Below are 17,859 nucleotides of genomic sequence, written 5' to 3' on the forward strand. Positions count from 1 at the left end.
GCTCGATAAGAGCTAGCATGAGTCCCACGCCCGCTGCAAGGAGGATGTCGCGTGCTGGAACTGTCGATCCTGGGTTTCCTCGCCGAGGAACCCCTGCACGGCTACGAGCTGAAGGAGCGAATCAAGGCGCTGAGCGGGCATGTCCGGCCGGTCAGCGACGGTGCCCTCTACCCGGCCATCAACCGGCTGGTCGCCGCGGGCAAGCTGGACCAGCGCACCGAGGAGGGCGCGAGCGCCGCCCCGCGCCGGGTGCTGTCCCTGACCGGGAAGGGCCGCGCGGACCTGCTGGAGCGGCTGCGCACTCCCAAGCAGGCCGAGATCACCGACCACGTCCGTTTCAACACCGTCCTCGCCTTCCTGCGGCACCTGGACGACCCGGCGGAACAGGCCGCGGTGCTGCGCCGCCGCCTGGACTTCCTGAAGACCCCGGCGAGCTTCTTCTACCGGCACGGCGAGCCGGTGCGCGCGGAGGAGGCGGGTGACCTGTTCCGGCAGGGCATGCTGCGGGTCGCCCGGGCCACCGGCTCGGCCGAGCGGGAGTGGCTGCGCGAGGCGATCGAGGTGCTCGGTCAGGCCAGCTGAGCGCGCACGTACCGCCGCCACTCGGCGGTGAACGCCCCGGGCGTGATCCCGAGCGCCTTCTCGAGCGCCTCCTCGACCGCGCCCGCCCGCGTCCGGTGGGTGCCGACGGCCCGGTAGAAGGCGCCGAGCCGGTCCTCGCCCCAGTGGCCGGCGATCATCCGGCAGGCGAGCCAGCCGCTCTCGTAGGCCTGCGCGAGGTGGGCGGGGTCGGTGCTGAAGCCGAAGTCCTTGTCGGCGGGGAGGTGCGCGGGCACCCGGCCGTCCTGGACCGCGCGGGCCAGTTCCGGCGCGGCCTCGGCGGGTGTGCGGCCGGTGCCGAGGTAGCCGATCCAGTCGGCGTACCCCTCGGAGAGCCACAGCGGGGTGGCGGCGTCGGTGTGCGCGCGGGTGGCCACATGGGTGGTCTCGTGGGTGAGCACGACCTGCTTGCCGACGCTGCCCAGCATGGCGTACGCCTCCGGGTTGACGACCACCCGGTCCGCGGGCGCCCTGCCCGCGCCTCCCCCGGACTTCGTCCGGGGGGACCCCCATTTCGCTTCGCTCACCTCGCCGGTGGTGACGGCGGCGATGCCCCGGTAGTTGGACGCGGGCGAGCCGAGCAGCCCCGCCATGCCCTCCAGCGTGCGCGGGACGAGGACGACGACCCGGCGGGTCCAGTCCGTGCCCCACTCGTGGGAGACGGCCGGGACCGCGCGGTCGGCGAGCCGGGCGTAGGCGCGCAGGTCGCCGGCGCTCCGACCGGTGCCGAGGACCATGCTGTGCGCGCCCTTCACGGCGGTCACCGTGCCCTGGTCCCACAGCTGCTGCCCGGCCTTCCGCGCGGGCTTGTCGGCGGTGACGTACCACGCGCCGTCGGCGGTGCGGCTGAGCGCGAGGGTGCGGCGGACGCTGACCGGGGCCCGGTCGTAGCCGGCGATGCGGTAGCGCAGCTCGGCGTCGGCGGTGGCGCCCGGGCCGCGTTGGTGCACGGCGGTCACCCGGTAGGCCCAGGAGGCCAGCGGGAGCGCGCGCAGGCGGACGTACCCGCTCCCGGTGCCCGTCGTGCCGTACGCCGTCTCGTCGTGCCCGAGCAGGGCCGCGGAGCGCCGGTCGAGCACCCGCTGCACCTCGGCCCTGGCCGGGTCGGCCGTGGTTCGCCCGCCGCATCCGGCGAGGGGCGCCGCGAGCAGCAGACAGAGCCCCGCCGCCGCGGCGCGCCACACCCCCCGGGTCCGTCTGCGATCAGCCATTTCCCGATCGTACGGTGCGCGCGGGAGGTCAGGGACGGGTGACCGAGGAGATGGGCATCATGCCGACCGGGTCGTAGCGCACCGGCGCGCCCGGGTAGGGGGCGTGGATGACCTGGCCGTTGCCGACGTACATCGCCACATGGCTGGCGTCGGAGCGGTAGACGACCAGGTCGCCGGGGCGCGCCTGGGAGAGCGGGATCTGCCGGCCGGCGTACCGCTGCTCCTGCGAGGTGCGCGGCAGATGGATGCCGGCGTGCCCGTACGACCACTGCATCAGGCCCGAGCAGTCGAAGCCGGAAGGACCGGTCGCGCCCCACACGTAGGGGCGGCCGAGGGCGGAGCGGGCGGCGGCGACGGCGGCGGCCGCGCGGGCGCCGGGGGCGCCGGCGACGGACAGGTCGGGCAGGCCGACGCGGTCGGAGCCGTCGGATCGGGAGGCCCGGTCGTAGGCGGAGCGTTCGGCGGCGGGCAGGGAGTTGAGCAGCTGCCGGGCCCTGGCGAGCTTCTTCTCCACGGTCCGCTTGTGCGTGGCGACCGCCCTGCGGCTCTGCTCCAGCGCGGCGAGCTTCCCGGCGGCCTCGGCGCGCTCCTGGGCCAGCTCGCTCGTCGCCGCGCTCAACTCCCGCAGCCGGCCCGCCTGCTGGGCGCCGATGCGGTCGAGGGTGGCCGCCTTGTCGAGGTAGTCGTCGGGGTCGGTGGAGAAGAGCAGGGCGACGGCCGGGTCGATGCCGCCGGCGCGGTACTGGGCGCCGGCCAGCGAACCGAGCCGCTCGCGCATGGTGTTGATGCGCTGCCGCTGCCGGGCGATGTGGTCCTGGGCGTCCCGGACCTCCCGGCGCAGCGCGTCGGCCCGCTCGTCGGCCTTGTCGTAGGCCTGGGTCGCCCGCTCGGCCTCCTCGTAGAGGCGGTCCACCTCGGCACGGGTGTCCCGGTGCGGCGCTGCTTGGGCGGGTACGGCGCCGAGCGTGGCGGCAGCGGCCGACAACACGCACAGGGCGACGCCGGCGCCCCGGTTGAACCCGGACAGTGCAAGGCGGCGATGGAACCCCACGGCAGTCCTTCTGCTGGCGAACAGAGACAGCGTCCCCGGCGCCGGGGACGGGGAGGCCCCTGCGCCGGGGAAACGCGGCAGACAGTAGCCGTGCGGAAGGACCGCGCCGAACGGCCTCGAGCGGCGCGCGAACCCGACACCCCGCCGCAGACGCAGGTCATGGGCGGGGCGTGGAGTCAGTTTCGGTTCACCGGATTCGCCCGTTCGGGCGCCACCGAGTCAGCGTCGCGAAGTTGTCAGACCCGGACGCCGAACTGGAACGGCATGTTGCCGATCGCCTCGTAGCGGACCACGGCACCGGTGTGCGGGGCGTGCAGCACCTGGCCATTGCCGGCGTAGAGGCCGACGTGGTGCAGGTCGCTGTAGAAGAACACCAGGTCGCCGACCTTGAGGTCGCTCACCGAGCCGATCCGGGTGCCTATGTTCGCCTGGGCCTCGGAGGTGCGCGGGATGGAGACACCGGCCTGCGCGTAGGACCAGGAGGTCAGGCCCGAGCAGTCGAAGGAGGAGGGGCCGGAGGCGCCGTAGACGTAGGGCGAGCCGATCTTGCTCTGGGCGGCGGAGAACGCCGCCGAGGCACGGCCGGAGGCGGGCGGGGCGTCGCCGAGGTCCACACGCTGGGTGGAGGAGCGGTTGGCGCGCGCCTGCTCGGCGGCGAGTGCCGCCTTCTCCTTGGCGGTCAGGGTGTTGAGCAGCTTCTGCGCCTCGGCGAGCTTGCCCTGGACTTCCTTCTTCTTGTTGCCCAGCTCGGTGCGGGTGCTGGCGAGGTCCTTGAGCTTCTCGGTGGCCTCGGCCCGCTCCTGGGCGAGTTCGCGCTGTTTGTCCTGAATCTTCTTCAGGGCCTCGACCTGCTGGCTGCTCAACTGGTCGAGCGTGGAGGCCTTGTCGAGGAAGTCGTCCGGATTGGAGGACAGGAAGAGCTGGACCGAGGAATCGATGCCCCCGGAGCGGTACTGGGCGGTGGCCAGCGAACCCAGGCCGTCGCGGAGCTTGTTGAGCTCCTGCTGGCCGCGGGCCACGTTGTCCTGGATCGTGGAGATTTCCTTCTGCAGCTTCTGCTGCTTCTCCTTGGCCCCGTTGTACTTCTCGGTGGCCTGCTCCGCCTGCTCGTAGAGGTTGTCGACCTTCGCCTTGACCTCGTCCTTGCTGAGCTTCTCGCTCGGCGCGGCATTGGCGGCGTTCGCGCTGAGCGCGACGGCAGCGGCGGCTGCGGTGGTCAGCACGGTGACACGCGTGCGGCTCGGCTGCTTGGGTCGACGATGGGACGCCACGGAGGACGAACTCCTTCTTGTGAGTGATCACCCGTTCGGAGGTTCGAGCCCAGACCCTAGTGACCCAGTTGTGATCAGTTCAAATCCTCGCGGCAAAAAACCCTGTGGCGCAATAGATTCTTTGCACATAACTCACATGCAGTGAGGCGCGATTGACCCTACGTGGCACGAGAGTCGGATCAATTCGGGCATTGCGTACGCGTGTTGGACCTTCAGGACAGTCGCTTCAGAAGTACCGCAGAGGCGACAGGGCGGGCACCGGCCCTGGCGACCCCGTCGGCCACCTCCCGGTCGGTCGAGGCGACGATGACCGGACGCCCCGGCGGCTCCGCGCGCACCAGCTGGCGGATCAGCTCGTCGGCCGTGACTCCCGGCTTGGAGAACAGCACCCGCACCCCGCGCGGCGGCGCGAGCAGCACCGGCGCGGCCAGTTCGGCGCCGTCGAAGACGCACGTCACCTCGGCGCCGGTCTGTGCGGCGAGCGCCGAGAGCTGGCCCAGGAGCCGCAGTCGCTGCTTCTCCAGCGGCATCTGCGGATAGCCGGTCTTGGTGACGTTGTAGCCGTCGACGACCAGATGCGCCTGCGGCAGCGCGAGCAGCTGGTCCAGGATCGCCGGGTCGTTCTCGGACAGGGCCCGGGCCGCGATGTCCTTCGGGGTCATCCGTCCCGGTTCGACCGCGCCCACGGTCTCGGCCGGGCGCACGGAGACCGGGGGCAGGGCGAGTTCGCGCCGCAGCCCCTGGGTGGCGTCCAGCAGGGTGTCGAGCAGCAGCCGTACCCGCATGTCCTCGACGCTGCGCCCCTCGCGGGCTGCCCGGCGGGTGGCCTCCAGCGCGGCCTCGGCCTCGCCGAGGCGGGCCTTGAGCCGGCGGGACTCGCTCTCGGCGACCGACACCTGCGCCTGCCCCTCGGCGCGCACGGCCTCGATCTCGCCCTGGACCTTGCGCAGCGCGGCCTCCCCGCGCTTGACGTCGCTGAGCGCGGCACGGAGCTTACGGTGCAGCGACTCCGCTTCCTTCTTCGCCGACTCCAGCTCGGTGCGCAGCCGTTCGGTCTCCGTCCGGGTCTGCGCCCGGGCCTCGGCCAGCTCCTCGCGCAGCCGTTCCAGTTCGACCCGGCTCTCCTCGTCGGCCCGCTCGGCGTCGGCGCGCTGGGCCTCCTCGCCGGCCGCGGCGACCAGCTTCACCCAGCCCGCCGGGCGGAGCACGTAGGCCGCGGCCGCCACGTCGAGCGGATCCGCGGCCGGGGGCGGCGAGCCGGAGTCGAGGGCGCCGGACAGCTCCGGCTGCGCCTCTCTGAACTTCTCTCCGATCCGCTGCCGGAAGAGCGGGTCCGTCTCCAGTGCGGCGGCCATCGCGTTCCCGGCGAACTTGGCCCGCCGGTTCGGGGCGAACCGGGCGTACTGCCGCAATTGGGCGGGCAGTTCCGCCACGGTCAGGCCGCCGAATCCGTCGGAGACGATCTGCACGACCCGCCGGCGCACGCCGTCGGGCAGCGGACGGTCAAGCACCTCGGCGGTGCCGTCGCCCGGCCCCCCGCCTGCGGTCTCCACCATCCGTCACACCCCAATACCTCTACGGGGCCCGCTCCGCTCAGGAGCCGGCGCCCGGCCTGTCCACGAGTTCCACCTGGTCCACCGCGTTGCACCAGCGGCAGCGGACCGACTCGATGGTCTCACTGACCACCTCTCGTTCCTCGACCGTCGGCTCACCGGCGAGGTCGAGGTGGACGTACTCGACGACCTTCGACGAGCGCGTCACGTCGAAGCGGGTGAGGTTGCCGCAGAGGGTGCAGCGCCATCGCGTCGTGGCGGTCGGCAGGGGAACCGTCATCGTGACTGTTCGCTTCCTTCTCGGGTCGGTACGCGCCGCTCCTCGACGCGTGTGGCTCGTAACCCTACGGCCTGGCGGGTACTCACCGCCCGCCCGTCCACGGCGGCGAGGCGGTCTGTCAGGTTGCGTCCCCTTACGTCATGCTCTGTAGTCATGATCAACACCTGGAGCACGACGGCCGGCCGCACACTCAAAGCGCTCCGGGACACCCCCGCGCCGATGACGTACGCCCTCATCGCCGTGTGCTCCCTGATCTTCGTCCTGGGACCGGCCTCGGGGCTCACTCCGGCGTACGGCCCCGCGGACGCGCTGCCGGCCGCGCAGCGCGCGTACTTCCGGCACTGGGGGGTGGTCCCGGCGCAGCTGTTCGACGAGCCCGTCCGGGCGGCCCTGACCCCGGTCACCGCGCTGTTCGTGCACGGCAGCTGGGTGCATCTGCTCGGCAACATGCTCTTCCTCTTCGTCTTCGGGATGATGACCGAGGAACGGATGGGCCGGGTGGAGTTCACCCTCTTCTACATCGGCTGCGGCTACCTGGCCCTGCTGGGCTACGCGGCCGCCAACGCCACCTCCGAGCAGTCGCTGGTGGGCGCGTCCGGGGCGATCTCGGCGGTTCTCGGCGCGTTCCTCTACCTGTTTCCCCGCGCCCGTGTCACCAGTCTGCTCCCCTTCCTGTTCTTCCTGCCGATGCGCTTCCCGGCCTGGGTCGTGCTGCCCTTCTGGGCGACCCTGCAGTGGCTGGCGGCGGGGAGCTCCGGCGAGGGGCCCGGGGTGGCCTACCTCGCGCACCTGGTCGGCTTCGGGGTGGGGTTCGGCTACGCGTGGGTGCGTTACGGGCGTACCACTAGAGTGAAGTCCGCACCGGCTCCGGCACCCGAGGGAGAGAACCCGTCGTGATCACCGCGATCGTCCTGATCAAGACCAGCGTGGACCGGATCCCCGAGATCGCGGAGCAGATCGCTTCGCTGGATTCGGTGAGCGAGGTCTTCTCCGTCACCGGTACGTACGACCTGATCGCCATGGTGCGGGTGCGGCAGCACGAGGACCTGGCCGACGTGATTCCGGGGCGGATCAGCAAGATCCCCGGAGTCGAGGCCACGGACACGCACGTCGCTTTCCGTACGTACTCGCAGCACGACCTCGAGGCGGCCTTCTCGATCGGGTTGGACAACTGATCGGCTGAAGACCGCCGCACCAGGCGTCAGAAACTCATACCGCCGGGACGCAGCGACCTTCCTCCGTCCTGTACGTCCACTTCGCACCCTCGGTCACCAGTTCCTTCACCGCCGTGACGAAGCGTTCCACGTGCTCGTCGGGGGTGCCCGCACCGAAGCTCACGCGGATCGCGTTCAGGGACTTCTCGCCCGGTGCGGCCTCGGGGGCGCCGCACTCGCCCTGGGTCTGGGGGTCGGAGCCGAGGAGGGTGCGGACCAGGGGGTGGGCGCAGAACAGGCCGTCGCGGACGCCGATGCCGTACTCGGCAGAGAGGGCGGCGGCGAAGTGGGAGCTGTTCCAGCCGTCCACGACGAAGCTGATCACGCCGACGCGCGGGGCGTCGTCACCGAAGAGGGAGAGGATCCTGACCTCGGGGACCTCGGCGAGGCCCGCCCGGACCTCGGAGATCAGGTGCTGCTCGCGGGCGACCAGCGTGTCGAAGCCCGCCTCCGTCAGCGCCTTGCAGGCGGAGGCGATGGAGTAGGCGCCGATCACGTTCGGGGAGCCGGCCTCGTGGCGGGCCGCGGTCTCGTGCCACTCCACGGCCACTCCCCCATCCTCGCGCCGGGTGACCTTGCGGCTGGCGCCGCCGCCCGCGAGGTACGGCTCGGCCGCGACCAGCCAGTCGGCGCGGCCGGCCAGGACGCCGGAGCCGAAGGGGGCGTACAGCTTGTGGCCGGAGAAGGCGACCCAGTCGACGTCGAGGTCCTGGACCGACACGGGGTGGTGCGGGGCCAGCTGGGCGGCGTCCAGGACGATCCGGGCGCCGTGCGCATGGGCCGCGGCGGCCAGCTCGCGCACCGGCCACAGCTCGCCGGTGACGTTGGAGGCGCCGGTCACGCAGACCAGGGCCGGGCCGTAGGGGTCGCGGTCGGCGAGGGCCCGCTCCAGGGTCTCGACGGCCTGCCGCGGGGTGCGCGGGGCGTTGAGGCAGGTGACGCGGGCGTCCTGCCAGGGCAGCAGGGAGGCGTGGTGCTCGGTCTCGAAGACGAAGACCTGGCAGTCGGCGGGCAGGGCGGCGGCGAGCAGGTTCAGGGAGTCCGTGGTCGAGCGGGTGAAGATCACCTGGTCGGCCGCACGGCAGTCGAGGAACTCGGCGACCGTCTTCCGGGCGTTCTCGAACAGGTCGGTGGAGAGCTGGGAGAGGTAGCCGGCGCCGCGGTGGACGCTGCCGTAGTACGGCGCGTAGGCCGCCACGTCGTCCCAGACGCGCTGGAGGGCGGGGGCGCTGGCCGCGTAGTCGAGCGCCGCGTAGGTGACTTCGCCGCCGGTCACGAGCGGGACGGTGACGTCACGGCCCAGAACGGGCAGAGGGGCACAAACGGACTGGTCGGCGGCAGCGGTGAAGACGGACATGGCGAACTCCTGTGAGAGGCAAGGCGAGGGGGTTCGGGGGGAACCCCCAAGAAAGGACACAGCACCACGTGAGCGCGCACGGCTCGAACGTGGGGAAGGTGAAAGGGGTACGCGGAGGCGGGGCTCTACGCCCTATCGCATTCGCTTGCTCACAGAAGGCTCCCTCGACGACCAGGACCCCTGGCGTGCGAGGGGTCCGCGCTTGCCGTGGACCTCACTGCCCACGGCCTGGTCTTCACCCGGGGCACCCCGCCACGGACGGAGGGTTGCCGGACAGTCGGCCGGGGCCTCATGACTGTCACTCATGACCTGGACAGGAACGTACGTGAAGTGATCGCGGTCCCGCAACTCCTGTCCGGATCGCGGGACCGCACCTCGGATCCGTCACCTGTTGCTGGCCGCCACCCACCGCTCCAGCGCCTGCTTCGCCGCGCCCGAGTCGATCGACACGGCCGCCTTGGCCATGCCGGCGCGCAGCTGCTCGGCCAGGGGGGCCTCGGTCGGGTGGAGGGCCACCAGGGCGGCCGCCGAGTTCAGCAGCACCGCGTCCCGGACCGGGCCCTGCTCGCCGTCCAGCAGGCGGCGGGCGACCTCCGCGTTGTACGACGCGTCGGCGCCGCGCAGGGCCTCCACGGAGACGAGGTCGATGCCGACGTCCCGCGGGTCGAAGCTCTCCTCCGTGACCTTGCCGTCCCGGACCACCCACACCCGGGAGGTGGACGTGGTCGTCAGCTCGTCCAGGCCGTCGTCGCCCCGGAAGACCAGGGCGGAGCTGCCGCGCTCGGCGAGGACCCCGGCCACGATCGGCGCCATCCGGGGGTCGGCGACACCGACCGCCTGGGCGCGCACCTTGGCCGGATTGGTGAGCGGGCCGAGCACGTTGAAGGTCGTACGGATCCCCAACTGGCCGCGTGCCGCGGCGGCATGTCGCAGCGCCGGGTGGAACTTCACCGCGAAGCAGATGGTGATGCCGGCCTCGTCGGCGACCTCGGCGACCCGCCGCGGGGTCAGGTTCAGGTTGATCCCGAGCTTCTCCAGGACGTCGGAGGCCCCGGAGGCGGAGGACGCGGCGCGGTTGCCGTGCTTGACGACCTTCGCTCCGGTGCCGGCGACGACGATCGACGACATCGTGGAGATGTTCACCGTCTTGGCGCCGTCACCGCCGGTGCCGACGATGTCGACGGCCGGCCCGGGTACCTCGATCACGTTGGCGTGCTCGTACATGGTCCGCACGAGTCCGGTGATCTCCTCCACGGTCTCGCCCTTGGACCGCAGGGCCACCAGGAACCCGGCGATCTGCGCGTCGGTCGCCTCGCCGCGCATGATCAGGTCCATCGCCCAGGCCGTGTCGTCGGCGGACAGGTCCCGGCCGTCCAGCAGCCCGTTCAGCAGGGCAGGCCAGGAACGGCCCGCCGCGGTGTCGCCTCCAGCGGGGGTCACAGCGCTCATAGCCGCTCCTGGGTGTCTAGAAGAACAGTCTGGTCCCACCCTATCCAGCCCGGGACATGGCGAAGGGCCCCGTCCGCAACACGGACGGGGCCCTTCGGTGTGGCGTGGCGACGCGGGGATCAGTGGTGGCCGTGGCCGCTCGTGATCTCCTTGTACTCGTCGACAGACGGCTTCGGGATCTGGTTGTCCTCGCCGTAGTAGGCGTTGCTGAGCTTGACGCGCAGCTTCTCGGACGCCTTCACCTTGCGCTCGACACCGTTCTCGTCGACCGTCGGGCCGATCTCGGCCGGCTCGTACTGGTGGTGAGCCGTGAGGGTGTGCAGCTGCTCCTGGCTGAGCGGCTCGTGCACCTCGATGAACTCACCGTGCGGCAGGCGCTTGATGATGCCGGTCTCGCGACCGTGCAGCACCTTGTCGCGGTCGCGGCGCTGCAGGCCGAGGCAGATCCGCTTGGTGGTGATGAACGCGATGACCGGTCCGGCGAAGAAGAAGATCCGGACGAACCAGGTCACGTCGTTGATCGACAGGTGGAAGTGGGTGGCGATGAGGTCGTTGCCACCACCGACCAGGCCGACCATGTACACGGTCACCCAGGCGACACCGAACGCGGTGCGGGTCGGGGCGTTGCGCGGGCGGTCCAGGATGTGGTGCTCGCTCTTGTCGCCGGTGACCCAGGACTCGATGAACGGGTACAGCGCGATCGCCGCGAGCACCAGGCCGAAGAGCACCAGCGGGATGAACACGCCCAGGACGAGCGTGTGACCCCAGAAGTTGATCTCCCAGCCCGGCATGTAGCGGACCAGACCCTCGGCGAAGCCCATGTACCAGTCGGGCTGGGCGCCGGTGGACACCTGGTCGGGGCGGTAGGGACCCATGGCCCAGATCGGGTTGATCTGGGTGACCGCGGCGATGGCCGCGATCACACCGAAGACCAGGAAGAAGAAGCCGCCCGCCTTGGCCATGTACACCGGCAGCAGCGGCATGCCGACGACGTTGTTGTTCGTCTTTCCGGGACCCGCGAACTGCGTGTGCTTGTGGTAGAAGACCAGGATCAGGTGGCCCACCATCAGGCCGAGCATGATGCCCGGCAGCAGCAGGATGTGGATCGAGTAGAACCGGGCGACGAAGTCGTGACCGGGGAACTCGCCGCCGAAGAGGAAGAACGAGATGTACGTGCCGACGATCGGCATCGACAGGATCGCGCCCTCGGTGAAGCGGACACCGGTGCCGGAGAGCAGGTCGTCCGGGAGCGAGTAACCGGTGAAGCCGGTGAACATGCCCAGGACGAACAGCAGGAAGCCGAACAGCCAGTTGATCTCACGCGGCTTGCGGAACGCGCCGGTGAAGAACACGCGCATCATGTGCACGAACATGCCGGCGAGGAAGATCAGCGCGGCCCAGTGGTGGATCTGCCGGATGAGCAGACCACCGCGCACGTCGAAGGAGATGTGCAGGGTCGAGTTGAACGCCTCGGACATCAGCTGTCCCTGGAGCGGGACGTAGCTGCCGTGGTACTCCACCTCGTTCATCGACGGGTGGAAGAACAGCGTCAGGTAGACACCGGTCAGGATGATGATGAGGAAGCTGTACATGCAGACTTCGCCCAGCATGAACGACCAGTGGTCGGGGAAGATCTTGCGCATGTTGGACTTGGCCAGGGAGTAGATCCCGAGCCGTCCGTCGGCCCAGTCGGCGATCCGCTCGCCGGCCGGCGCCTTGCCGCGTCGCTCGTTGTTCTCGTTGGTGCTCATCCGCGCTCCCAGAATGCAGGACCGACGGGCTCCTCGAAGTCGCCGAGCGCCTGGAGGTAACCCTCGTCGTTCACGCCGATGCGGAGCTGCGGCAGGGCGTGACCGGCGGGGCCGAAGATCACTCGGGCACCGTCGGAGAGGTCGAAGGTGGACTGGTGGCACGGGCACAGCACGTGGTGCGTCTGCTGCTCGTACAGGGAGATCGGGCAGCCCACGTGGGTGCAGATCTTCGAGAACGCGACGATGCCCTCGTGCGACCACTCGAGCTCGCGCTTGTCCTTGATGTTGTCCGGCTGCAGCCGGACGATCATCAGGGCCGCCTTGGCGATCTCGTTCTGGAAGTCCTCCTGCACCTCCTCCAGGCCCTCGGGCTTGGCGAAGGTCAGCGAACCGACGGCGACGTCCTCGGGACGCAGCGGCTGGTTCGTGTTCATGTTGACGAGCAGCTTGCCCTTGGCCCACAGCGTGTGGCGCAGCGAGGTGCCGGGCAGCGGGCCGAGGTCGCGCAGCAGCATGACGCCGGAGAGCGGCACCATGGCCATCGCGCCGAACATCGTGTTGCGGATCAGCTTGCGGCGGCCGAGCGCCGACTCCTTGGCACCCTGCTTGAAGTCCGCGTGGACCTTGGCACGGACCTCGGGAGAGGCGGCGATCGCGTGCCGCTCGTCGGCGACCTCCACGTCGGACATCAGGGTGCGGGCCCAGTGGACCGCACCCGCGCCGATGCAGAACAGCGCCGTACCGAGGGTCAGGCCGAGCGCGAAGTTCAGCGCGCTGATGTGACCCAGCGGGAAGACGAAGATCGACTTGTCCTGCGGGATCGCCACGTACGAGGCGATGAAGCCGACGGTCGCCAGCATCGACACCGTGAACAGCAGGGCGACGACGCGCTCGGACCGCTTGGCGGCCCGCTCGTCGATGTCCTGGATCCGGTGCTCGTGGGGCGGCAGCCCCGGGTCCGCGAACGGGTTCTCCTCGTCCGCGACGCTCACGGCGCCGTGCGCGTGCTCCTGCTCAGCGGGCAGGTTCTCTTCTGGAATGTCTTGGCTACTCATGACTTCTTGGCCTTTGCGGTCCGAGCGGCGACCCAGACGGCTACCGCGATCAGCGCACCGAGGCCGAAGACCCACGCGAACAGGCCCTCAGTGACCGGGCCGAGACCGCCCAGCTCCATGCCGCCCGGCTGCTCCGTCTCGCTGCTGTTGATCGCGTTCAGGTACGCGATGACGTCCTTCTTGTTCTTCTCCGACAGCGTGGTGTCGGGGAAGGACGGCATGTTCTGCGGGCCCGTCTGCATGGCCTCGTAGATGTGCTTCGGGTCGACGCCCGTCAGGTCCGGCGCGAACTTGCCCTTGGTGAGGGCACCACCCTTGCCGGTGAAGTTGTGGCACTGCGCGCAGTTGGTGCGGAACAGCTCGCCACCCTTGGCGATGTCCGCCCCCTCCAGGCCGTACTGCTCCTTCGTCGGCACCTCGGGACCGGCGCCCAGCGAGGCGACGTACGCCGCGAGCTGGTCGATCTGGGCCTGGGTGTAGATGTTCTTCTTCTTTACGACCTGCGGGCCCTGCGAGGTGGCGGCCGGCATACGGCCGGTGCCGACCTGGAAGTCGACAGCCGCGGCGCCCACGCCGACCAGGCTCGGGCCGTCGGAGGAGCCCTGGCCACCGGTGCCGTGGCAGCTGGCGCAGCCGACCTCGTAGAGCTTCTTGCCCTCCTTGATGGTCAGGGACTGGGAGGTTTCATCGGCCTGTGCCTTGCTCGCGGGCGCGAACGCGGCGTACAGCCCCCCAGTGGCCGCCAGCGCGAGGAGTAGGACGACGACCGCCGCCAGCGGATGGCGTCGTCGTGCGGAGAGCTTTTTCACGGATTACCCCGGTGTCAGGATCTTCTGCGTCGATGCTTCTGGATGTGCGGGAGCGGTCCCGGCTACTTGATCAGGTAGATCGTGGCGAAAAGGCCGATCCAGACCACATCGACGAAGTGCCAGTAGTAGGACACGACGATGGCGGCGGTCGCCTGCTCGTGAGTGAACCTCTTGGCCATGTAGGTGCGGCCCAGGACCAGCAGGAAGGCGATGAGACCGCCTGTCACGTGCATGCCGTGGAAGCCGGTGGTCAGGTAGAACACCGAGCCGTACGGGTCGGAGGACAGGGAGATCCCGTCCTTCTTCACCAGCTCCGTGTACTCGTAGATCTGACCGCCGATGAAGATCGCACCCATGATGAAGGTGAGGATGAACCAGCCACGGAGCTTCTTCACGTCCCCGCGCTCGGCGGCGAACACGCCGAGCTGGCAGGTGAGCGAGGAAAGCACCAGGATCGTGGTGTTCGTCGCGGAGAACGGCACATTGAGCGCCGCCGCCTGCTCCTTCCAGTGCGCCGGACCGGTCACCGATCGGAGGGTGAAGTACATCGCGAAGAGGGCCGCGAAGAACATCAGCTCGGAACTCAGCCAGATGATGGTTCCGACGCTGGTGAGGTTCGGTCGGTTGACCGACGGGTGCGCGTGCCCGGTTTCTACTGTCGTTGCTGTCGCCACGACCGACATTATGTCGGTCGCTTATCCCGCCCTCACTCCGGGGGGTGCCGTTCGGAGTGTTGCTGCCCGCCGAACCGGTGTTGACGTGGTGTTCATGGGAGTAACATCCGCCCCGAACGGCCCTGTCCGTACGACGCTGACGTCTCGGAGGAAGCATGCAGCCGACCGCAACCGTGCTGGTGTACAGCGACGACTCCAACACACGGGAACAGGTGCGGTTGGCCGCCGGCCGCAGGCCGGCTCCCGATGTGCCCCTGGTCGAGTTCGTGGAGTGTGCGACTCCTGAGGCGGTGCTGCGGGAGCTGTCCAAGGGCGGCATCGACGTGTGCGTGCTCGACGGTGAGGCCGTGCCGATGGGGGGCATGGGGGTGTGCCGGCAGATCAAGGACGAGGTGTTCAACTGCCCGCCTGTGCTGCTGTTGATGGGGCGACCTCAGGATGCGTGGCTCGCTACGTGGAGTCGGGCCGACGCGGCGGTCACCTTGCCGGTGGATCCGGTGGAGTTCGCGGCTGCCCTGGCTGGTCTGCTCCGTCAGAAGCGCTTGCTGAGCGCCTAGGAGCTCGGGGCGCGGGGTGGCTGTGCGGTTGCGGTCCGGTGGGGGCCTTTCGCGCCCACGCGGCGAAGCCGCGGACCGACAGAGCCCCGCGCCCCTGGGTGGTCACACCGCTGTCGGCTGGAGGCGGAGGGCGTCCTGGGGGGCGGGGCCGTCCGGGGTGCCGTTGACGAGGGCGCTGCCCGTGCGCCACTTCTTCCAGTCGACGTTCCAGTCGCCGAAGCCGTTGCCGAAGGGTTCCATCGGGTTGCCGTTGGAGTTCACGACCTTGACGATGTCGCCCTCGTGGATGTTGCCGAAGAACCACTCGGCGTTGGATGTGCTCATGCCGGTGCAGCCGTGGCTGACGTTCTCGTAGCCCTGGGAGCCCACTGACCAGGGCGCGGCGTGGACGTACTCGCCCGACCAGGTGACCCGGGTGGCGTAGTAGACGGGCAGGTCGTACGAGTCGGAGCTGCCCTCGGCGATGCCGACCGTGGTGCCGCGCATGCGTACGAAGTACTGCTTGGCCAGTACGACCTTGACCCCGTTGCGGGTCTCGAAGCCGGGCTTGCCGGTGGTGACGGGGATCGACTGGATCTCCTGGCCGTTCTTGTAGAACGTCAGTTGGTGCGCCGCGGCGTCCGTGACGGCCTCGATCCGGTCACCGGTGGTGATCTTCAGCGCCTTGGACTGGCCGCCCCACAGACGGTCGCTGATCTTCACGCCGTCGAGGTTGCTGTGCACCTGGATGGTGGCGTGCGCGGGCCAGTACTCCTTGGGGCGGTAGTGGAGTTCCTTGTCGCTCACCCAGTACCAGGAGCCCTGGACGGCCGGCGTGGCGTCCACCCTGAGGGCGCGCTCCACGACGGCCCGCTGCGCCTTGTCCTTGACCTCGTGGTCGAGCTGGGCGGTGATGGGCTGTCCGACGCCGTACTGGCCCGACTCCGGCCCGAACGTGACGTTCAGGCGCTTGGTGGTGGAGGGCTTGCTGGTGTCGAAACTGAGGACCTTGCGGCCGGGCGCGCCGTCTTCGTCCTCCGTGCTCACCGCGACCGTGTAGTGGGCGTTGGCGGCCAGCGGGGAGGTGCTGTGCCAGCGGCTGCCGTCGGCGGCGAGTTCGCCCGCCACGAAGCGTCCTGTGGAGTCGTAGGCGGTGACGTCCGTGATCCGGCCGTCGTAGGTGCTGGTGGTGATCTCCAGGGGCTTGTCCGGGTCGGCTCGCTTCCCTGAGCCGGTGGGGCCGTTGAAGGAGATCTGGTCCGCTGCGTCGTACGGCTTGGCCGACAGGGGGTTGCCGTCCGAACCGCAGCCGGTGACGCCCGCGCCGAGGGCGGCCACCAGCAGGGTGCAGCTGACGACGGTGCGGGTACGCGGAGTGTGGTTCATATGATCACGCTATGAGATACAGACCCCATTTGCGCGCTATGTAACTCGTACGAGGGACAGACCTGCTGCAAAAGCAGGAGCCCGGACCCTCCTGACGGAGTGTCCGGGCTCCCGGTGCGCTCGGTGCGTGCTACTGGGTGCGGTTCTCACCGTGGTAGTACTCGAACACCCAGCCGAACAGGCCGACCAGGATGAACGGTGCGCCGAAGTACAGCAGCCACCAGCCGACCGCGACACCGAGGAAGGCCAGCGCGCCACCGAAGCCGAGGGCGAGCGGCTGCCAGCTGTGCGGGCTGAAGAAGCCCAGCTCGCCCGCGTCGTCCGCGACGTCGGCCTCCTTGTCGTCCTGGGCACCCGCGTCGACCCGCCGGGCCGTGAAGCCCAGGTAGAAGCCGACCATGATGGCCAGTCCGAAGGCCAGGAAGAGCGCCGTGGTACCGGCCGGCTCCTTCGACCACACGCCGTACACGACGGCCATGATCAGGAGAAAGACACTCAGCCAGATGAACAACCGGCCCTGGATCTTCACTTGCCGGCCTCCTTGTTGCCCTCGATGGCGCTGCCGTGACCGGCGTACTCGAGCTGCTCAAGCGCGGCGATCTCGGGGTGGTGCAGGTCGAACGCCGGGGATTCACTGCGGATCCGCGGCAGGGTGAGGAAGTTGTGCCGCGGCGGCGGGCAGGAGGTCGCCCACTCGAGCGAACGGCCGTAGCCCCACGGGTCGTCCACGCCGACCGGCTTGCCGTACTTGGCCGTCTTCCACACGTTGTAGAGGAACGGCAGGATCGACAGGCCGAGCAGGAACGAGCTGATGGTCGAGATCGTGTTCAGGGTGGTGAACCCGTCGGCCGCCAGGTAGTCGGCGTAACGACGCGGCATGCCCTCGGCACCCAGCCAGTGCTGGACCAGGAAGGTGCCGTGGAAGCCGACGAACAGGGTCCAGAAGGTGATCTTGCCCAGGCGCTCGTCCAGCATCTTGCCCGTCATCTTCGGCCACCAGAAGTGGAAGCCGGAGAACATGGCGAAGACGACCGTACCGAAGACCACGTAGTGGAAGTGGGCCACCACGAAGTACGAGTCGGAGACGTGGAAGTCCATCGGGGGCGAGGCCAGGATGACACCGGTCAGACCACCGAACGTGAAGGTGACCAGGAAGCCGGTGGCCCAGAGCATCGGCGTCTCGAAGGACAACGAGCCCTTCCACATCGTTCCGATCCAGTTGAAGAACTTCACACCGGTCGGGACGGCGATCAGGAACGTCATGAAGGAGAAGAACGGCAGCAGCACACCGCCGGTGACGTACATGTGGTGCGCCCACACCGTCACGGACAGGCCTGCGATGGCGATGGTCGCGGCGATCAGTCCCATGTAGCCGAACATCGGCTTGCGGGAGAAGACCGGGATGACCTCGGAGATGATGCCGAAGAACGGCAGCGCGATGATGTACACCTCTGGATGGCCGAAGAACCAGAAGAGGTGCTGCCACAGTAGGGCGCCGCCGTTGGCCGCGTCGAAGACGTGGGCGCCGAACTTGCGGTCCGCCTCCAGGGCGAACAGCGCGGCCGCAAGGACCGGGAAGGCCAGCAGGACCAGGACACCGGTCAGCAGCACGTTCCACACGAAGATCGGCATGCGGAACATGGTCATGCCCGGAGCACGCAT

General features: G+C 69.5%; 18 protein-coding genes and 1 riboswitch. Of the genes, 4 read left to right on the top strand and 14 right to left on the bottom strand.

Features of this window, described 5'->3' with window-relative positions; genetic code table 11:
• Positions 1-51: 51 nt before the first annotated feature.
• On the top strand, positions 52-582 hold the full coding sequence (locus tag ACWC5O_RS15180) for a PadR family transcriptional regulator (RefSeq protein ID WP_450587155.1): 531 nt from the start codon (positions 52-54) through the stop codon (positions 580-582).
• Here ACWC5O_RS15180 and ACWC5O_RS15185 read toward each other — a convergent pair.
• The 5 genes from ACWC5O_RS15185 to ACWC5O_RS15205 all read right to left on the bottom strand — a co-directional run bounded on the left by ACWC5O_RS15185 (position 570) and on the right by ACWC5O_RS15205 (position 5,966).
• Positions 570-1,811 carry a hypothetical protein gene (locus ACWC5O_RS15185; protein WP_450587153.1) on the bottom strand — a complete coding sequence of 414 codons (1,242 nt, stop codon included), beginning with the start codon at positions 1,809-1,811 and terminating at the stop codon, positions 570-572. The genes ACWC5O_RS15180 and ACWC5O_RS15185 overlap by 13 nt on opposite strands.
• 28 nt (positions 1,812-1,839) lie before the next feature.
• Positions 1,840-2,862: an NlpC/P60 family protein gene (locus tag ACWC5O_RS15190; protein ID WP_450587151.1), complete on the bottom strand. Its 1,023-nt coding sequence runs from the start codon at positions 2,860-2,862 to the stop codon at positions 1,840-1,842.
• A gap of 236 nt (positions 2,863-3,098) precedes the next feature.
• The gene (locus tag ACWC5O_RS15195; protein ID WP_450587149.1) at positions 3,099-4,133 is read right to left on the bottom strand and encodes an NlpC/P60 family protein; all 1,035 of its coding nucleotides are present in this window, start codon (positions 4,131-4,133) and stop codon (positions 3,099-3,101) included.
• 212 nt (positions 4,134-4,345) lie between these two features.
• A complete protein-coding gene (locus ACWC5O_RS15200; protein ID WP_450587147.1) occupies positions 4,346-5,689 on the bottom strand; it encodes an NYN domain-containing protein in 1,344 nt (447 codons plus the stop codon).
• A gap of 37 nt (positions 5,690-5,726) precedes the next feature.
• Positions 5,727-5,966: a hypothetical protein gene (locus ACWC5O_RS15205; protein ID WP_014672226.1), complete on the bottom strand. Its 240-nt coding sequence runs from the start codon at positions 5,964-5,966 to the stop codon at positions 5,727-5,729.
• Positions 5,967-6,119: 153 nt separating this feature from the next.
• Between ACWC5O_RS15205 and ACWC5O_RS15210 the strand changes: the two genes are divergently transcribed.
• Positions 6,120-6,863, top strand: a complete 744-nt coding sequence (locus ACWC5O_RS15210) for a rhomboid family intramembrane serine protease (protein ID WP_450587145.1) — start codon at positions 6,120-6,122, stop codon at positions 6,861-6,863.
• A complete protein-coding gene (locus ACWC5O_RS15215; RefSeq protein ID WP_386574341.1) occupies positions 6,860-7,141 on the top strand; it encodes an Lrp/AsnC family transcriptional regulator in 282 nt (93 codons plus the stop codon). The genes ACWC5O_RS15210 and ACWC5O_RS15215 overlap by 4 nt, the downstream gene beginning before the upstream one ends.
• A 34-nt stretch (positions 7,142-7,175) precedes the next feature.
• Here the strand turns inward: ACWC5O_RS15215 and ACWC5O_RS15220 are convergent, their stop codons facing one another.
• The 6 genes from ACWC5O_RS15220 to ctaE form a co-directional block, all read right to left on the bottom strand.
• On the bottom strand, positions 7,176-8,537 hold the full coding sequence (locus tag ACWC5O_RS15220) for an aminotransferase class V-fold PLP-dependent enzyme (RefSeq protein WP_450587143.1): 1,362 nt from the start codon (positions 8,535-8,537) through the stop codon (positions 7,176-7,178).
• 193 nt (positions 8,538-8,730) lie between these two features.
• A riboswitch (SAM riboswitch) is annotated at positions 8,731-8,847 on the bottom strand.
• Between the two features lie 74 nt (positions 8,848-8,921).
• Positions 8,922-9,986, bottom strand: a complete 1,065-nt coding sequence (gene trpD / locus ACWC5O_RS15225; protein WP_450587141.1) for an anthranilate phosphoribosyltransferase — start codon at positions 9,984-9,986, stop codon at positions 8,922-8,924.
• A 119-nt stretch (positions 9,987-10,105) separates the two neighbouring features.
• Complete coding sequence (gene qcrB / locus ACWC5O_RS15230; protein ID WP_450587139.1) at positions 10,106-11,737, bottom strand: cytochrome bc1 complex cytochrome b subunit; 1,632 nt, start codon at positions 11,735-11,737, stop codon at positions 10,106-10,108.
• Positions 11,734-12,792: a cytochrome bc1 complex Rieske iron-sulfur subunit gene (qcrA, locus tag ACWC5O_RS15235; protein ID WP_450587138.1), complete on the bottom strand. Its 1,059-nt coding sequence runs from the start codon at positions 12,790-12,792 to the stop codon at positions 11,734-11,736. Before qcrA ends, qcrB begins: the two co-directional genes overlap by 4 nt.
• On the bottom strand, positions 12,789-13,601 hold the full coding sequence (gene qcrC, locus ACWC5O_RS15240; RefSeq protein ID WP_450587137.1) for a cytochrome bc1 complex diheme cytochrome c subunit: 813 nt from the start codon (positions 13,599-13,601) through the stop codon (positions 12,789-12,791). The genes qcrA and qcrC overlap by 4 nt, the downstream gene beginning before the upstream one ends.
• A 62-nt stretch (positions 13,602-13,663) precedes the next feature.
• The gene (gene ctaE, locus ACWC5O_RS15245; protein WP_450587135.1) at positions 13,664-14,284 is read right to left on the bottom strand and encodes an aa3-type cytochrome oxidase subunit III; all 621 of its coding nucleotides are present in this window, start codon (positions 14,282-14,284) and stop codon (positions 13,664-13,666) included.
• 146 nt (positions 14,285-14,430) lie between these two features.
• On the opposite strand from ctaE, the gene ACWC5O_RS15250 reads away from it, so the two are divergent.
• Positions 14,431-14,832 (top strand): hypothetical protein, encoded by a 402-nt coding sequence (locus tag ACWC5O_RS15250; protein ID WP_450587133.1) that lies wholly within the window; start codon positions 14,431-14,433, stop codon positions 14,830-14,832.
• 102 nt (positions 14,833-14,934) lie between these two features.
• Here the strand turns inward: ACWC5O_RS15250 and ACWC5O_RS15255 are convergent, their stop codons facing one another.
• The 3 genes from ACWC5O_RS15255 to ACWC5O_RS15265 all read right to left on the bottom strand — a co-directional run.
• Positions 14,935-16,197, bottom strand: coding sequence for an Ig-like domain-containing protein (locus tag ACWC5O_RS15255; RefSeq protein ID WP_450587132.1), 1,263 nt, complete (start codon positions 16,195-16,197; stop codon positions 14,935-14,937).
• Positions 16,198-16,327: 130 nt separating this feature from the next.
• A complete protein-coding gene (locus tag ACWC5O_RS15260) occupies positions 16,328-16,726 on the bottom strand; it encodes a cytochrome c oxidase subunit 4 (protein ID WP_450587131.1) in 399 nt (132 codons plus the stop codon).
• Positions 16,723-17,859: cytochrome c oxidase subunit I (locus tag ACWC5O_RS15265; RefSeq protein WP_450780989.1), on the bottom strand; the 1,137-nt coding region annotated here is incomplete at its 5' end. The genes ACWC5O_RS15260 and ACWC5O_RS15265, both read right to left, overlap by 4 nt.

The sequence above is a fragment of the Streptomyces sp. NPDC001450 genome, assembly GCF_053597295.1.

What these genes read in the sequence shown, in the direction of transcription:
- ACWC5O_RS15255 (WP_450587132.1), bottom strand. Translation starts at nt 16,197, where the DNA reads ATGAACCACACTCCGCGTACCCGCACCGTCGTCAGCTGCACCCTGCTG.
- ctaE (WP_450587135.1), bottom strand. Translation starts at nt 14,284, where the DNA reads ATGTCGGTCGTGGCGACAGCAACGACAGTAGAAACCGGGCACGCGCAC.
- ACWC5O_RS15210 (WP_450587145.1), top strand. Translation starts at nt 6,120, where the DNA reads ATGATCAACACCTGGAGCACGACGGCCGGCCGCACACTCAAAGCGCTC.
- qcrA (WP_450587138.1), bottom strand. Translation starts at nt 12,792, where the DNA reads ATGAGTAGCCAAGACATTCCAGAAGAGAACCTGCCCGCTGAGCAGGAG.
- ACWC5O_RS15185 (WP_450587153.1), bottom strand. Translation starts at nt 1,811, where the DNA reads ATGGCTGATCGCAGACGGACCCGGGGGGTGTGGCGCGCCGCGGCGGCG.
- ACWC5O_RS15220 (WP_450587143.1), bottom strand. Translation starts at nt 8,537, where the DNA reads ATGTCCGTCTTCACCGCTGCCGCCGACCAGTCCGTTTGTGCCCCTCTG.
- ACWC5O_RS15205 (WP_014672226.1), bottom strand. Translation starts at nt 5,966, where the DNA reads ATGACGGTTCCCCTGCCGACCGCCACGACGCGATGGCGCTGCACCCTC.
- ACWC5O_RS15250 (WP_450587133.1), top strand. Translation starts at nt 14,431, where the DNA reads ATGCAGCCGACCGCAACCGTGCTGGTGTACAGCGACGACTCCAACACA.
- ACWC5O_RS15200 (WP_450587147.1), bottom strand. Translation starts at nt 5,689, where the DNA reads ATGGTGGAGACCGCAGGCGGGGGGCCGGGCGACGGCACCGCCGAGGTG.
- qcrB (WP_450587139.1), bottom strand. Translation starts at nt 11,737, where the DNA reads ATGAGCACCAACGAGAACAACGAGCGACGCGGCAAGGCGCCGGCCGGC.
- trpD (WP_450587141.1), bottom strand. Translation starts at nt 9,986, where the DNA reads ATGAGCGCTGTGACCCCCGCTGGAGGCGACACCGCGGCGGGCCGTTCC.